Annotated in this window: 10 protein-coding genes, 1 tRNA gene and 2 pseudogenes; 5 read left to right on the top strand and 8 right to left on the bottom strand. The window is 67.3% G+C overall.

The genetic code is table 11. The annotated features are described in order from the left end of the window. Positions 1-42: 42 nt before the first annotated feature. Positions 43-303 (bottom strand): hypothetical protein, encoded by a 261-nt coding sequence (locus G6N35_RS09720; protein ID WP_163804066.1) that lies wholly within the window; start codon positions 301-303, stop codon positions 43-45. Between the two features lie 130 nt (positions 304-433). Between G6N35_RS09720 and G6N35_RS09715 the strand changes: the two genes are divergently transcribed. After that, positions 434-509: transfer RNA gene (locus G6N35_RS09715), tRNA-Asn, on the top strand. A gap of 23 nt (positions 510-532) precedes the next feature. Here the strand turns inward: G6N35_RS09715 and G6N35_RS27270 are convergent. Both G6N35_RS27270 and G6N35_RS27265 read right to left on the bottom strand, forming a co-directional pair. Beyond that, a pseudogene (locus G6N35_RS27270) lies at positions 533-701 on the bottom strand (cytochrome C oxidase subunit IV family protein); the annotation flags it as partial. Further along, positions 697-975 (bottom strand): annotated as a pseudogene (locus G6N35_RS27265) (cytochrome c oxidase subunit 3 family protein); the annotation flags it as partial. The pseudogenes G6N35_RS27265 and G6N35_RS27270, both read right to left, overlap by 5 nt. A gap of 220 nt (positions 976-1,195) precedes the next feature. Here G6N35_RS27265 and G6N35_RS09705 point away from each other — a divergent pair. After that, positions 1,196-4,474 (top strand): bifunctional diguanylate cyclase/phosphodiesterase, encoded by a 3,279-nt coding sequence (locus G6N35_RS09705; RefSeq protein ID WP_163804065.1) that lies wholly within the window; start codon positions 1,196-1,198, stop codon positions 4,472-4,474. On the opposite strand, the gene G6N35_RS09700 is transcribed toward G6N35_RS09705, so the two are convergent. Further along, positions 4,471-6,390: an acyl-CoA dehydrogenase family protein gene (locus tag G6N35_RS09700; protein ID WP_163804064.1), complete on the bottom strand. Its 1,920-nt coding sequence runs from the start codon at positions 6,388-6,390 to the stop codon at positions 4,471-4,473. The genes G6N35_RS09705 and G6N35_RS09700 overlap by 4 nt on opposite strands. Positions 6,391-6,491: 101 nt before the next feature. Between G6N35_RS09700 and G6N35_RS09695 the strand changes: the two genes are divergently transcribed. Beyond that, a complete protein-coding gene (locus G6N35_RS09695) occupies positions 6,492-7,226 on the top strand; it encodes a VIT1/CCC1 transporter family protein (protein ID WP_163804063.1) in 735 nt (244 codons plus the stop codon). Between the two features lie 7 nt (positions 7,227-7,233). Here G6N35_RS09695 and G6N35_RS09690 read toward each other — a convergent pair whose 3' ends face one another. Beyond that, positions 7,234-7,716 carry a MarR family winged helix-turn-helix transcriptional regulator gene (locus G6N35_RS09690; RefSeq protein WP_163804062.1) on the bottom strand — a complete coding sequence of 161 codons (483 nt, stop codon included), beginning with the start codon at positions 7,714-7,716 and terminating at the stop codon, positions 7,234-7,236. 183 nt (positions 7,717-7,899) lie between these two features. Here G6N35_RS09690 and G6N35_RS09685 point away from each other — a divergent pair, with 183 nt between their 5' ends. Next, on the top strand, positions 7,900-9,897 hold the full coding sequence (locus tag G6N35_RS09685; RefSeq protein WP_197748414.1) for an ABC transporter ATP-binding protein: 1,998 nt from the start codon (positions 7,900-7,902) through the stop codon (positions 9,895-9,897). Next, positions 9,894-10,712, top strand: a complete 819-nt coding sequence (locus tag G6N35_RS09680) for an energy-coupling factor transporter transmembrane component T family protein (RefSeq protein ID WP_163804060.1) — start codon at positions 9,894-9,896, stop codon at positions 10,710-10,712. The genes G6N35_RS09685 and G6N35_RS09680 overlap by 4 nt, the downstream gene beginning before the upstream one ends. Here G6N35_RS09680 and G6N35_RS09675 read toward each other — a convergent pair. From G6N35_RS09675 to G6N35_RS09665, 3 genes are read right to left on the bottom strand one after another with little or no spacing between them, the layout of a single operon-like run. Then, the gene (locus G6N35_RS09675) at positions 10,709-11,977 is read right to left on the bottom strand and encodes an ABC transporter substrate-binding protein (RefSeq protein WP_163804059.1); all 1,269 of its coding nucleotides are present in this window, start codon (positions 11,975-11,977) and stop codon (positions 10,709-10,711) included. The two genes, G6N35_RS09680 and G6N35_RS09675, sit on opposite strands and share 4 nt — an antisense overlap. After that, positions 11,974-12,786 carry a carbohydrate ABC transporter permease gene (locus G6N35_RS09670; protein ID WP_163804058.1) on the bottom strand — a complete coding sequence of 271 codons (813 nt, stop codon included), beginning with the start codon at positions 12,784-12,786 and terminating at the stop codon, positions 11,974-11,976. The genes G6N35_RS09675 and G6N35_RS09670 overlap by 4 nt, the downstream gene beginning before the upstream one ends. Continuing rightward, the gene (locus G6N35_RS09665) at positions 12,773-13,645 is read right to left on the bottom strand and encodes a carbohydrate ABC transporter permease (protein ID WP_163804057.1); all 873 of its coding nucleotides are present in this window, start codon (positions 13,643-13,645) and stop codon (positions 12,773-12,775) included. Before G6N35_RS09665 ends, G6N35_RS09670 begins: the two co-directional genes overlap by 14 nt. Positions 13,646-13,663 lie beyond the last annotated feature (18 nt).

The raw sequence follows: 13,663 nt of genomic DNA, 5'->3' as shown, positions 1-13,663 counted from the left end.
GCAGCCCTCCGCCGTTCGGTGTGAGGGCTGTTCGTCGTCGGGTCAGCGGCCCTTCTGGCGTTCCCGCTGCACGGGCTCCACCACGGTGGTGTCCGCGTCGATCTGGGTCAGTGTCACCATCTTGGGATCCGGGTCCGGTGAGACCCGGTCGGCCAGCTTGCGGCGGCCGGCATCGATCACCGTCTTGGTGGCGGGATTGTCGGTGAGCGCACGGTAGGTACCCACGATCTGCTCGTAGCGACGTCGTCCGGCTTTGGTGCCCAACACGTAGCCCACGCCCAGTACGGCCAGAAACCGAATCACTGCGCTCCCTTCCTCGGCTCTGCCACCATCCTGCCTGACGCGCCTGGGGGGACGCTCGTCCGCCCGTTTTGGCGTCAGGGGACCCCGGTAGGCTAGAGTCACTTCCCGGCCCGCATCAGCGGGAAGGTAGTCCCCTGTAGCTCAATTGGCAGAGCTTCCGACTGTTAATCGGACGGTTGATGGTTCGAGTCCATCCGGGGGAGCCAGGGTTTCAGCGGCGGAAGTGCCGCTACAGCCACAGATACAGGCCACTGAGCACGGCCCACAGCGCCACAGAGTAGATCTCGAAGGCGGACACTCAGCGGGATCGGGGCATGCCGCAATTCCATGAAGTCCAGCCCCACCAGGCGCACCTTGACCGCGGCGATGCCGAGGACGGCGACCAGTGAGCCGGTGCCCAGCACCGGCCAGCAGCGCGTACTCGGTGACCTTCAGCGCCACGAACAGCACACCGCAGCCAATGGCCGCCAGCAGCGCCCGGGCGGCGATGGATCGCGCTCCCGTGCGAATGCCGCCCACCGCCGCGACCACCAGCAGTGAGCTGGTGAGCAACACCAGGGTGTTCAGCAGGCCGATATCGAGGTGCAGCGTTTTCCGTGCCGCATCGAAAACCACTGGCGCCTTGGATCTTTCGACCAGGAAGGTACCGAAGAACACGCCGAACACCAGCATGTCGCCGAACACGAACACCCAGGTGCCTTGCTCGCCGGGAATGCGGCGGGCAGCCGGAGCGGGGCGGCCCCGCCACCGTTTCGTCAAGATTGTCAAAACATCTGGGTTCGTGTCGGTCCTGCGCGCGGTAAAGTGACGATTGCGTCAAAATGTGTTTGCCGCCGCGTACAGCCCGCTATCGTTTGTCTTCAGAAGGGCTTTTCGTCGGTATGGGGGTGCGATGGCTCGAGCTCTTCGATCGGCATTGGTCGCCGGTGGTTTCGCTGCCCTCTACGCGATGTCGGTGTCTCTCGGCCGCGCCACTCGGCTGCCCGGCGGCGAGGTGTCTCTGGTCTGGCCGGCCGCCGCCGTGGCCGTCATCTGGTTACTCGTCGCCCGCCGGTATGGGCGCGGGACCTGCTTGATCAACGTGGCGCTGCTCGGCCTCGTCACATTCGTCACCAACCTGGTCACCGGTGCCTCCGCGCCGCTGAGTGCGTGCTTCATCGTGGTCAATGTCTCGTTGGCGGTGGTGACCACTGCGGTGCTGACCTACCGTCGCGACGAGGTGGTCCTGCGTGACCCCCCTGACCTTGCGCGGTTGGTCACCGCGGTCACCGCGGGATCGCTCTGCGCGGCCACCGCGGCCACGGCGGCCCTGGCCTACTTCCTGGACCAACCGCTGGGAATGACGTTCGCGCTCTTCGCAGTGCGCAACGGAGCTACCGCACTGCTCGGGGTGGCGGCCTGGCTGCGACTGCGCGACGTCACCTGGCACCGTCCGCGGCTATCGGCCAGGGCAGTCATGGAGGCCGTGCTGGTCGGTGTCGCTGTCGTGGTGATCTTCTGGACCGCGTTCTGGCTGAAAAATGGTGCGCAGCTTGCCTTTCTGGCACTCGTGCCGGCGATGTGGGTGGCGCTGCGCTACAGCACCACCGTCAGTACCGTCTTTCTCCTGACTGCGGGCGCCTGGATCGTCTTCTCCACCCTCGCTGATCGGGAAGTCTTCGTCGTCGCCACGGTTCAGATGCGTGCCCTGCTGGCACAGGCGCTCGTCATCAGCCTGACGCTTGTCGTGCTGACGCTGTCGTTGTACCGCGACTCACGGGTTCGTCTCGTCCGGCAACTGGAGGCGGCGCGCGATCAGGCAGATCGCGACTCCGAGCTGTTCGGCGCCGTGCTCGACAGCATCCACGACAGCGTTCTGCTCATCGATCCCGCCGGTGATGTCGTGCTGCAGAACGCGCGGGCCTCCGATTCCGGAATCGTGGACGACGTGGTCGCAGTGGCCCGGGGCGACAACGGGGCACGACGCCGTGACGTCAAGGTCGCGGCCGAAAACTCCCGGGTCGTCGAGGTCACGACCGCTCCGCTGGCGCGGCGGTCGCTGTTCGAAGTCGTCGCCTTCCGGGATGTCACCGAGGAACGGGCGAATGCGCGAGCGCTGCGCGAGGCGCGTGACCTGTTCGCCGGGATCCTGCGGGCCGCATCCGAGCAGGCCATCATCGGCACCGACCCCGAGGGGCGCATCACGGTCTTCAACAACGGCGCCGAGCGATTGCTCGGCTGGACTGAAGCAGAGCTGCTGGGCGCCTCGCCGACGGCCTTCCACGACGACGCCGAATTGCGTTTGAGGGCAGCGGAACTCGGCATACCCGTTGGCTTCGGGATCTTTGTTCACAACGTCACGCCGAGCCGGGCCGAGGTGCGGGAGTGGACGTACATCCGGCGCGACGGCAGCAGGGTGACGGTGAGCCTGGCCGTTTCCCAGATCACCAATGAGGATGGCAGCTGCGGGGGATACATCGGTGTCGCTACCGACATCACCCAACAGAAGGCGGCAAAACAGGCGCTCGCGGAAAGCGAAGAGCGGTTCCGGCTTGCCTTCGACACCGCCCCCATGGGCGTGTTCATGTTCGAACTCGCACCGCACGGCGCCGGGCGCATCATCCGATGCAACCAGGCCATGGCCGAATTCCTCGGCCGCACGGCGGAGCAGATGTTGGGAATCACCCTTGTCGAGCTTGTCGACGATATCTGCGTCTCCTGGGCTCCCCGGCTGGACGACCTCCTGGCGCTGCAGGTGGGCCAACGGTGCGAAGCCGAGACCGCTTTTCATCGTGCGGACGGTGTCATCGTGTGGGGTTCGATCTCGGCCTCGATCGTCGCGCCCGCCGGATCCGACTCGTATGGGATCTGCCTGGTCGAGGACGTCACCGGACGCAAGCGCGTGGAGTCGGAGCTACACCATCTGGCGCTGCACGACCAGTTGACGGGATTGGCGAATCGGGCACGGTTCATGGATCACGTGGAACGCGCGCTGGCTACCTCCGAAGACGGTGCCCGCGCCAGGGTGGGCCTGATCTTCCTGGACCTCGACGGATTCAAGACCGTCAACGACAACTGGGGTCACGGTGAAGGGGACAGCGTCCTGAAGATCGTGGCGGGCCGGATACTGACATCGATTCGAGCAGGCGACATCGCGGCCAGAGTGGGCGGCGACGAGTTCGCCGTGTTGTGTCCAGAGGTTGCCGACGCCGCCGAACTGGACAGCGTGGCCCGACGCATCCGAGAGAGCTTGCGCTGGCCCGTCGGGCTGGGTGACGGTGCCACCTACGATCAGCTCTCGGTGAGTGCCGGCGCGGTGATCGCCCGGCCGGGATGTACCGCGGAATCGCTTTTGCAACGAGCAGACATGATGATGTATCAGGCGAAACGGTCCGGTAAGGACCAGGTGACGATCGGCGATCCGTCGAGCGAGGCGGCGCTGGTTCGCACCATGGCACTGATGCGCGATCTCGAGCGGGCTGAGGCGTCAGATCAGTTCGTCGTGCACTTTCAGCCGATCGTGAATCTTCGCAGCGGCGAATGTGTTGCGGCCGAGGCCCTTTTGCGCTGGCAACATCCGCGGTGGGGGTTGCTCACTCCGGAAGCGTTCTTGGATCTGGCCGAAACCTCGTGCCAGATGCCCGCCATCGGGCGCCATGTTCTCAACGAGGCGTGCGCTCAAGCGGTGCGATGGACCGGGGAGATGGCTGCTGCCGCCGTTCATGTGAATGTCTCGCCCCGAGAACTGGTGGACACGAAATTCCGGGCGGGCGTGGTCGACGCGCTCGCTAGGACGGGGCTCTCGCCGTATCGGCTCGTCCTGGAAATCACGGAGAGTTCCGCCGGACAGATCGCGGAGTCGGCGCGAGCTGATCTGGACGACCTTCGCCGGATCGGCGTGCGCATCGCGATCGACGACGTCGGCACCGGTTTCAGCGGCCTGGCCAGGATCGTCAACCTGCCCCTCGACATCCTCAAGATCGACAAGCAGTTCATCGCCGGTCTGCTGGGCGACGTGCGCTGCCAGGCGATCACGCAGGCCGTCTTGGGCCTGGGAGCGAGCCTGGGTCTCACGGTGATTGCCGAGGGCATCGAAGGTGCCGAACAGCGCGCCGCGCTCATCGAACTGGACTGTGAATTCGGTCAGGGCTTTGTGTTCGGAGAGATCACGGCCGCCGGCCGCGCGCACTAACTGCTGACCAGGTGCTCCGGGTGCAGCATCTCGGCGTAGCGCAACTGCTCGGGAACTCCGAACCCGTCGACGAGTTCCTCGGCGTAGGGCCGCAACAACCGGCAGCGCTCGTTGATGGCCCGGGTGACGGCCTTGGCCCGTTCGGTGGACAGATACCGGTGCTCGATGAACCAGGCCTTGTCCTCGTCGATCACCGACAGCGCATACAGGTCGCACACCATGCTCAGAACGCGGCGGGCCTCCGGGTCCCCACATGCGTCGATGCCGGCGACGAAGGCCTCGAGCACGATCCGGTCGATATGGGCCTGCGCGGTGTGCAGCACGTGATCCTGCACGGCGTTGAACGCGTCGAAGGCCGACATCTCCTTGGACTTGCCCTGTAGGCGCCGGGCGACCGACGACAGCAGGTACTCCTCGCGGTCTTCGAACATCGCGACCTGGGTGCCCCGGTTGAACAGGCTGCCCTCCTCCTCGCTGTCCTGCCGGGAGTCCAGGATGGTCTGCATGATTGTCTCTGCCGCAGTCCTTTTCAGTACCCGGTCGCCGGCGAAGTTGGCGGCGAAGCGCACCCACTCGACCGGGCTCATGCCCTTGATGTCGTCGGCGTAGGCGGTCAGCAGCTCCTTGGCCACCAGCTGGGTCAGCACGTGGTTGTCACCCTCGAAGGTGGTGAACACGTCGGTATCGGCGCGCAGTGCGATCAGGCGATTCTCGGCCAGATACCCGGCGCCACCGCAGGCCTCGCGGGCTTCCTGGATCGCCCGGCTGGCGTGCCAGGTGTTGGCGGCCTTGAGCCCGGCGGCCCGCGACTCCAACTCGCGCTGCTCCTCGGCATCGGGATTGTCCGAGGTCTGCAGGTCATGCAGCCGGGCCACCAGTTCGTTCTGGGCGAATTGCAACGCATAGGAGCGCGCGATCAGCGGGAAGAGCCGGCGCTGATGCACCAGGTAGTCCATGATCAGCACTTCGCCCTCGTCGTCCGGAGCGCTGAACTGCTTGCGCTGCAATGCATATCGGACAGCGATGTCGAGTGCCACCCGCGCCGCTGCGGCCGCGCTGCCGCCGACGGTGACGCGGCCCCGGATCAGGGTGCCCAGCATCGTGAAGAACCGGCGGTTGGGGTTCTCGATCGGTGAGGAATAGGTGCCGTCGGCGGCCACGTCGGCATACTTGTTGAGCAGATTCTCCCGTGGCACCCGGACGTGGTCGAACATGATCCGGCCGTTGTCCACCCCGGGCAGGCCGCCCTTGTACTGGCAGTCCGACGTGGTGACGCCGGGCAGGTCGTTGCCGTCCCCGTCGCGGATCGGCACGACGAAACAATGTACGCCGTGGCCTTCGCCCCTGGTGACGAGCTGCGCGAAAACCGCGGCCACTCTGGCGGTTTCGGCAGCACCACCGATGTAGTCCTTACGCGACGACGCGGTGGGGGAGTTGATGACGAACTCCTGGGTATCCGGGTCGTAGGTGGCGGTGGTCTCCAGGGACTGCACGTCGCTGCCGTGACCGGTCTCGGTCATCGCGAAGCAGCCGAGCAGGTCGCAGTCGATGATGCGCCGCACATAGGCCTGGTGGTGGCGCTCGGTGCCCAGGTTCTCGATCGCCCCGCCGAACAGGCCCCACTGCACCCCGGCCTTGACCATCAACGACAGGTCCGACATCGCCAGCATCTCGATACGGGTCACCGCGGCGCCGACGTCGCCGTTGCCGCCGTGCTCCTTGCGGAACCCGTCCTCGGCGGCACCGGCGGCGGCCATGATCCTCATCTGCTCGGCCACTTTGGCCCTGGCGATGGCGGTGTTCGGGGTGTAATGCGGCCGGAACACCTCAGTGGCGAGTTCGGCACGGACCGCGTTCTTGACGTCGCGCCAGCGACCGTCGAGCGCATGACGAAGATGCTCCGCAGTGGTAGTCATACGTGAAAGTAGCCCGCTTCTTGTTCGGGCAAACGCTCTTGTGGCAAACACAGGTAAACCTGAGTCGAAGTGACCGCGGCGGCGCGCGTTGAATAGCGCTCATGCCCGAGCAGATCGGGGGCAGCATGCAGCCCCAGGTTGCCCTTCCACACGAGATCGACCACTCGCACGCCGACGTCACCGGCGGCTGGCTACGGGCCGCCACCTTCGGCGCCATGGACGGTCTGGTGAGTAACACCGCACTGATTGCCGGCGTCGCCGCGAGTGCCGACGCGCAAACTGTCGTGCTCAGCGGAGTGGCCGGCCTGCTGGCCGGTGCGTTCTCCATGGCGCTGGGTGAGTACACCTCCGTGACCACCGCCAATGAGCAACTCGATTCCGAGGTGCGCGCCGAGCGGCTGGCATTCGAGCGTCATCCCCATGCCGAGCAGGTCGAACTCGTCGCCATGCTGATGGACATGGGGATGACCGAGCCCACCGCCCGCAAGGCCGCCGAGGAGATCCACCTCGACGAGGAGAAGGCCGTGCACTTCCACATCGCCCAGGAGTTGGGCGTGGACCCGCGCGAGAAGCCGTCGGCGATGGTGGCGGCGGTGTCGTCGTTCCTGTTGTTCGCGGTCGGGGCGATCATCCCGCTGTTGCCCTACCTGTTCGGTGTCGTGGCGTTGTGGCCGGGCCTGGTCTGCGGCGGGGTGGGTCTGCTGTTGGCCGGTGCGATTGCCGCGCGCTTCACCAAGGGCTCGCTGGTGTTCGGCGCCGGCCGCCAACTCGCGTTCGGGGTGGTCGCCATCGCCGCGACCTATACCGTCGGAAAGCTCATCGGCGCGGTGGTGTGACGGCCGCTCAGCTGTCGCTGCCGACCGTCCCGGCGCTGTCCTGATCGCCGGCTGCGTCGAGATCGCCGAGCAGGCGGTGCAGGGCACCGACGGCGTCCGACAGGATGGCCCGGTCATCTGCCGAGAGACGCTCGATCCGGGGATCGATCACCGCGGCCCGGTCCGCCCGAACCTGGGCCAGCACCCGCTGTCCTTCCGGTGTGATGCGGATGTGGACGGCGCGGGCGTCGGCCGGATCGGGAGTGCGCGCCACCAACCCGGCGTCCTCGAGCCGGCGGACTTGGGTGGTCATCGTCGGCTGCGAGCAGTGGTCCAATCCGGCCAGATCCGAGATCCGCGCCTCGCCCTGGTCGTCGATGGTGCTCAGCAGCCGCGCCTGCGCCCAGGGCAGGGGCAACCGGATGCGCTGGGTGGCCAGCCGGTTCAGCTTGGCGACGACGCTCAGTAGTTCGGAACCCAGGCCGGTGGTCTGCGGCGGCGTCGAACTCATACCTCTATATTTACATAGTTTTGCTATGCGAAGCGAACTCGGTGCGCGGTGGCATCCCTCACAGGCACGTCGGATCGACGGCCCGCCCCCGCCGGCTGGCAGAATCGTGAGATGACCGCGACGCGACCGGGGGCGCTTGCGCAACCTCCCGACTCCGCATCGCACCCTTCCCCAGGTCGATCTATGACGCCCGTCGAGATGGCGCACGCCTCGGTGATGGCTGCGCTGGCCGCGGCGTTGTCGATCCTGTCGGTGGTGATCCCGTTCGCCGGCGGGCTGTCGCTGCTGGTGACCGTCCCGATGGGGCTGTTGGGCTACCGCTACCGACTGCGGGTGCTGGTCGCGGCGACGTTCGCCGGCGCGACCATCGCTTTCCTCATCGGCGGCATCGCCGGTTTCATGGTCGTCCTCAACTGCGCCTACGTGGGTGGGCTGACCGGCATCATCAAGCGCCGCGGGCGCGGTACCCCGACGGTGATCGCGGTCTCCGTGGTGGCGGGCGTGGTCTCCGGGGTGTTCATCATCGCCGCGCTGACCGTGTTGTCCCGGCTGCGCACCCTGACCTTCGATGCGATGACCGCCAACGTCGACGGTGTGGCGTCGGTGATGTCGCGGTTCGAGCCGTTCCGGCCGGCTGCCGAGGACTTCAAGGGGTTCTTCAGCACCGCGTTGCAGTACTGGCCGCTGATCATCATGGCCTACGCGATCTTCTCGATCATGCTCGTCACCCTGGTCGGTTGGTGGGCGCTGTCGCGGGTCTTCGAACGGCTGCGCGGCATCCCCGACGTGCACAAGCTGGAGACCCCGCCGGACACGGGTCCCGTCGCGCCGGTGCCGGTCCGGCTGGTCGATGCCCGCTTCCGCTACCCGGGGGCCGACCATGATGCGCTTCGGCCCCTGTCGATGACCGTCGATGCCGGTGAGCACGTCGCCATCACCGGCGCCAACGGCTCGGGCAAGACCACCCTGATGCTGCTGCTGTCCGGTCGGCAGCCGACGTCGGGCATCCTGGAGCGCCCCGGATCTGTCGGCCTGGGGCACCCCGGCGGGACGGCGATCATCCTGCAGCACCCCGAAAGTCAGGTACTCGGCACCCGCGTCGCCGACGACGTCGTGTGGGGTCTGCCGCCGGGGACACACACCGATGTCGCCACCTTGCTCGACGAGGTCGGGCTGACCGGCATGGAAGAGCGCGACACCGGCGGCCTGTCCGGCGGGGAATTGCAGCGGTTGGCCGTGGCGGCGGCACTGGCCCGCAAGCCTTCGATGCTGATCGCCGACGAGATCACCAGCATGGTCGACCAACGCGGGCGCGAAGGCCTGCTGACCGTGCTGTCCGGTCTGACCGAGCGGCACCGGATGGCACTGGTGCAGATCACCCACTACGCCAATGAGGCCGAGATCGCCGACCGCATCGTCAACCTCAGCGAGTCACTGGACAACAAAGCCATGGTCGACAGCGCCGAGGCGCCGACCACAACGGCCTCGGTACACGAGGTGCGCGGCGGCGCTCCCGTGCTCGAACTGCGGGGCGTCGAGCATGAATATGCCAGCGGCACACCGTGGGCCAAGTCCGCGCTGCGGGACGTGAGTTTCACCGTGCGCGAAGGCGAAGGCCTGCTCATCCACGGTGGCAACGGATCCGGGAAGTCGACGCTGGCCTGGATCATGGCCGGCCTGACCACCCCGACCGCCGGCTCGGTCCTGGTGCGGGGCCGGCCCGCCGACGAGCACGTCGGCGAGGTCGCGATCGCGTTCCAGGCGGCGCGGCTGCAACTGATGCGGGCCCGAGTCGACCTGGAAGTGGCTTCGGCAGCGGGCTTTTCGCCCCACGACCAGGCCCGGGTGGCTGATGCCCTGGCGACCGTGGGCCTGGACGCCTCGCTGGCCCGGCGGCGCATCGACCAGCTCTCCGGCGGTCAGATGCGCCGCGTGGTGCTGGCCGGTCTGCTGGCCCGCTCACCGCAGGCGCTGATCCTCGACGAGCCGTTGGCCGGTCTGGACGCGGGGGCCCAGCGTGGCCTGCTGCGATTGTTGACCGACCTGCGCCGCAACACCGGGCTGACCGTCGTGGTGATCTCGCACGATTTCGTCGGACTCGAGGAGTTGTGCCCGCAGACACTGCATCTCGACGACGGGGTGCTGGCCGCGGCGCCCACGACTGCGGGTGGGCTCGCATGACGTCGACCCGCCAGCGCCGGCCCGTCGTCCTGCTGCGCCCGACGCCGGGCACCTCGACCATTCACGAACTGTGGGCGGGCACCAAGATCCTCGTCGTCGTGGCGCTGTCGGCGTTGCTCGCGTTCTACCCCGGGTGGGCATCGATCGCGTTGGTCACCGTCCTGGTGGCAGTCGCGCTGCGGCTGGCCCGCGTCACCTGGGGTGTGGTGCCGACCATCCCGAAGTGGTTGTGGCTGTTGATCTTCCTGGGCGGCCTGACCGCGGCACTGGCTGGCGGCAGTCCCGAGATCCACCTCGGCCCGCTGGACATCGGACTGCACGGGTTGCTGAACTTCTTGCGACTCACCGCGGTGTCCTTCCTGCTGATCGCCCTGGCCGGCCTGGTGTCGTGGACGACGAACGTCGCCGATGTGGCGCCCGCGGTGGCCAAACTGGGCCGGCCCTTCAAGGTCGTCCGGATCCCGGTCGACGACTGGGCGGTCGCACTGTCGTTGGCGCTGCGGGCTTTTCCGATGTTGCTCGACGAGTTCCGGATGATGTACGCCGCGCGGCGGCTTCGGCCCGCTCCGGTACTGACCTCGCGGCGGGCGCGCCGTCGCCGCTGGGCGATCGAGATCGTCGATCTGCTGGCGGCCGGGATCACGGTGACGCTACGGCGAGCCGACGAGATGGGTGATGCCATCACCGCCCGCGGCGGCACCGGACAGATCGCCGCCGCGCCCTCGGGTCCGCGCCGGGCCGACTGGGTGGCGCTCACCATCACCGCGGCGGTCTGTGTGCTGTCGATCGGTCTGGAACTGACCGTCCTGGGCTAGCGCGCAGCTGCGGTGTTGGCCGCGCGTTGCGCCACTGCCAGCGCCTCGGGCACCGGTGTCCGGCCCAGGAACATCTCGTCGAAGTACGGCTTGATCGCCTGGTAGCCGGCCGCGAAGCCGGCGCCGCCCGGTGCGTCGATCCGTGGCCCGTCGAGCACCCGGAAGAACGGGCTGACGTCGACGCCCTTGGCCGACCAGTAGTCCAAGTACGCCTGCTGCGCGGGCAGTACCGCGGGGATCGCGGCCCCTCGGCTGCCGAGGTACTCGTTGCCCGGTGTGCTGCCCAGCCAGGCCAGCACCTCGCGCACCGCCTCCGGGTGTCGGGAGGCCGGATTGCCCGCGGCGGCAATACCGTTGGTGACGCTGACCCGCCCCGCCGGGCCGGTCGGCAGCATCGCCACGCCCCAGCGGAACCGGGCTTGCTCGGCGATCTGGGCCAGGTTGTAGGTGCCCGACTGGAAGAGTGCCATCCTGCCGGCCAAAAACTGGTTGCGGGAGAAGTCGCCGTTGCCGTTGGTGTCGGAGGCCGGTGGGGCCACCTTGTCGGTGTTGATCAGTCCGACCACGTAGTCGAACGCGGTGACGGCCTGCGGGTTGTCGAAGGCGAACCGGTCGCCGGTGGCGAACACCCCGCCCGCCGAGCCGATGTAGTTCAGGTAGATGCCCTGCAGGTCGTTGGCGGCGTTGTAACCCCACTGCCTGCCGTGGGTCAGCCGCTTGAGCAGTGGGCGCAGGGTGTCCACAGTGGGGTCGGGATCCCAGCGCAGCGCGTCGAGATCGTTCGGGTCGATGCCGTCGGCGGCCAGCAGATCGGCGTTGTAGTACACGCCGATGCCGGCGTCGGTCAGCTGAGGCACTCCCCAGAGCGCACCGTTGCGGGTGAACTGGTTGACCACCGAGCGGTCCCAGTCGGGGCTGGATGCGATGGCCATAAGCCGGTGATTGTCGGCGTATTCGGCGAAATAGGAATTGTTGATCCAGAAGATGTCGTCGGCCCCGCCGCCGGCGACATCGGTGCGCAGCGTGTCGAAATAGCTGGCGTAGGCCACCACATTGGTGCGTGCCTCGATGCCGGGATGGGTGCGGTTGAATTCGGCGAAGGAGTCGCGGTAGGCGGCGGCCACCTGGGGATCCCACAGCCGCACCGTGACCACGGTCTTGCCGCCCGGCTCGGTGCTGCGGCCCAACACCCAGACGCAGCCCACCAGCACCAGCACGACGGCGAGTAGGGCGCCCAGCATGAGCGTCGAGAACCGGGGTCTCATTTCAGCCCCGTTACCACGATCGAGCGCACGATATGGCGCTGGAACGCCAGGAACAGCACCAGCAGCGGGACGATCGCCACGGTGGTCGCGGCCATCACCAGCGTCCACTGGGCGTTGTACTGCGTCTGCAGCCCGGCGGTCGCGACGGTGAGTACCCGCCAGGTACCGCCGCTGGTGATCACCAGCGGCCACATGAACGAATTCCATTGACTGACAACGGTGATCAACGTCAGCGTCACCAGGATCGGTTTGCTCGCCGGCAGGATCACATGGACGATCACGTCCAGGGTGTTGGCACCGTCGAGGCGGGCGGCGTTCACCAGATCGGCTGGGATCGCGCGAAAGTACTCGCGCAACAGGAAGATCGCGTACGGCGAGCCGAACAGGAACGGCAGCACCAGCGCCCAGAATGTGTTGCGCAAACCCAACTCGGCCATCATCAGGTACAGCGGCACCACCGTCACCGTGGCGGGCACCATCAGCGTGGCGATGTACACCCAGAACAGTGCGTCGCGGCCGCGGAAGTCCAACCGCGCGAACGCATACCCGGCCAACACTGAGAACACCAACTGCGACAGCGTGATGATCGCCGTCATCAGTGCGGTGACTGCCAGCGCACGGCCGAACCCAGCGTCACCCAGTGCATCGTAATTGGCCAGCGTGGGTGGGTTCGGCAGCGACAGCGGAGTGCCGGTGGCGAACTGCTGGGCCGAGGTGAACGACGTCAGCAGCCCCAACCCGAACGGGGCCAGCGTGATCACGGCGCCGGCCACCAGGCAGCCGTAGACCAGCGCGTTACGTGATGTCATAGCTGATCCGTCTGCGGAAATAGAGATGCTGGGCGATCGTTGCCGCGACCAGGATCACGAATAGCACCAGCGCCATCACCGCGGCCCGCCCGATCGCCGCCGCGCCGAACGCCTCGGCGTAGATCCGGTGGGCCACCAGGTCAGTGCGGCCGGCCGGCCCGCCCCCGGTGAGCGCGTACACGGTGTCGAACACCTGCGCGGCGCTGACGATTCCGGTGACCGAGACGAAGAACAGCGTCGGGCGCAACATCGGCAGCGTGACATGCCAGAACCGCTGCCAGCTGGTCGCCCCGTCCAGCCGGGCGGCGGCCTGAATCTGCGGCGGGATCGCCAGGATGCCGGCGAGGAAGAACAGCGTCACATAGCCGACGTTGGTCCACACCGTCACGGCCGAGACGACGGGCAGGGCCAGCCCGGGATCGGTCAACCACTCGATCGGACGTCCCAGCACGGTGCTGACGGCCCCGTCGGTGGGTGCCAGGATCCAGTGCCACAGCACCGCCACCGCCAGCGGCGAACACACCCACGGCAGCACGTAGAGGGTGCGGAACACGCCGCTACCGGGTAGCTCGCGCGCCAGCAGCCAGGCCGCCGCCAACCCGAGCAGGATCTGGGCAGGCACCACGATCGCGATGAATGCCAGCGTCACCAGCAGCGAGTTGCCGAAACCGGGGTCGGTCAGCACCGAGCGCCAATTGTCCAGTCCCACATACCGGATCGGGCCCAGTAGGTCCCAGTGGTGCAGGCTCAGCCACACCACCACCAGCATCGGCAGCAGCAGGAAACAGACCACCCCGAACAGGCTCGGCGCCAGCAGCGCATAGCCCAGCAGACCGCCGCGCCCACGCCGATTGCTCACCTGAGCATTAAAGCCCGT

Source organism: Mycolicibacterium anyangense (assembly GCF_010731855.1).
Taxonomy (GTDB): domain Bacteria; phylum Actinomycetota; class Actinomycetes; order Mycobacteriales; family Mycobacteriaceae; genus Mycobacterium; species Mycobacterium anyangense.
The sequence above is the reverse complement of the archived record's forward strand: the minus strand, read 5'-3'. Positions and strand labels throughout refer to the sequence as shown.

Coding starts and splice junctions, on each gene's coding strand:
- G6N35_RS09705 (WP_163804065.1), top strand. CDS start 1,196: ATGGCTCGAGCTCTTCGATCGGCATTGGTCGCCGGTGGTTTCGCTGCC.
- G6N35_RS09700 (WP_163804064.1), bottom strand. CDS start 6,390: ATGACTACCACTGCGGAGCATCTTCGTCATGCGCTCGACGGTCGCTGG.
- G6N35_RS09695 (WP_163804063.1), top strand. CDS start 6,492: ATGCCCGAGCAGATCGGGGGCAGCATGCAGCCCCAGGTTGCCCTTCCA.
- G6N35_RS09690 (WP_163804062.1), bottom strand. CDS start 7,716: ATGAGTTCGACGCCGCCGCAGACCACCGGCCTGGGTTCCGAACTACTG.
- G6N35_RS09685 (WP_197748414.1), top strand. CDS start 7,900: ATGACGCCCGTCGAGATGGCGCACGCCTCGGTGATGGCTGCGCTGGCC.
- G6N35_RS09680 (WP_163804060.1), top strand. CDS start 9,894: ATGACGTCGACCCGCCAGCGCCGGCCCGTCGTCCTGCTGCGCCCGACG.
- G6N35_RS09675 (WP_163804059.1), bottom strand. CDS start 11,977: ATGAGACCCCGGTTCTCGACGCTCATGCTGGGCGCCCTACTCGCCGTC.
- G6N35_RS09670 (WP_163804058.1), bottom strand. CDS start 12,786: ATGACATCACGTAACGCGCTGGTCTACGGCTGCCTGGTGGCCGGCGCC.